1 pseudogene is annotated in these 1,248 nt (G+C 45.9%); it reads left to right on the top strand.

Annotated features, from left to right (window positions below):
* Nucleotides 1-1,248 (top strand): annotated as a pseudogene (locus FLAPXU55_RS00115) (hypothetical protein); the annotation flags it as partial.

Raw genomic sequence — 1,248 nt, 5'->3', positions numbered from 1 at the left:
AAACACGATTACAGCTCCGGCAGGAAGCTATACAGTAACGGCTACAGCTAACGGATGTACTTCAGCTGCTTCATCAGCTGCGGTTATCAACGCTCAGCCTGCAACTCCTGCAGTTCCGACATTAAGCGCTGTAACCCAGCCGACATGTTCAACAGCAACAGGAAGTTTTACCATTTCAAACTACAGTGCTTCTAATACTTATGCGGTAAGCCCTTCAACAGGAGTTACCCAGTCAGGAAACACGATTACAGCTCCGGCAGGAAGCTATACAGTTACAGCAACGGCTAATGGATGTACTTCAGCTGCTTCATCAGCTGCGGTTATCAACGCTCAGCCTGCAACTCCTGCAGTTCCAACATTAAGCGCTGTTACTCAGCCGACATGTTCAACAGCAGCAGGAAGTTTTACAATATCAAACTACAGTGCTTCTAATATTTATGCGGTAAGCCCTTCAACAGGAGTTACCCAGTCAGGAAACACGATTACAGCTCCGGCAGGAAGTTATACAGTAACAGCTACGGCTAACGGATGTACTTCGGCTGCTTCATCAGCTGCGGTTATCAACGCACAGCCTGCAACTCCTGCAGTTCCAACATTAAGCGCTGTAACTCAGCCGACATGTTCAACAGTAACAGGAAGTTTTACAATTTCAAACTACAGTGCTTCTAATACTTATACGGTAAGCCCTTCAACAGGCGTTACCCAGTCAGGAAACACGATTACAGCTCCGGCAGGAAGCTATACAGTAACAGCTACGGCTAACGGATGTACTTCAGCTGCTTCATCAGCTGCAGTAATTAATTCTATACTATGCGCCAACACAGACAATACTTACAGCACACAGACCTCAGGTTCAGCAGCTGTAACGGTTGGAGATGTAACATCAAATGATACCTTAAACGGATCAGCGGTAACAACAGCAAACACTAATGTGACGCCGGTTACAGCAGGACCATTAAGCATTGATGCAGACGGAGTATTAACCCTTGCAGCGAATACTGCATCAGGAACTTATACGATTACTTACACAATCTGCGAAGAAGGTTCATCACCATCAAACTGTAAAACAGCTACAGCAACGGTTGTAGTAGTGAACGGTTTGATCGCTAACACGGACAACACTTACAGCACACAGATTTCAGGAGCTGCAGCTGTAACGGTTGGAGATGTAACATCAAATGATACCTTAAACGGATCAGCGGTAACAACAGCAAACACTAATGTGACGCCGGTTACAGCAGGACCATT

This window comes from Flavobacterium panici (assembly GCF_903819335.1).
Classification (GTDB): domain Bacteria; phylum Bacteroidota; class Bacteroidia; order Flavobacteriales; family Flavobacteriaceae; genus Flavobacterium; species Flavobacterium panici.
This window is presented reverse-complemented; position numbering and strand designations above follow the sequence as displayed.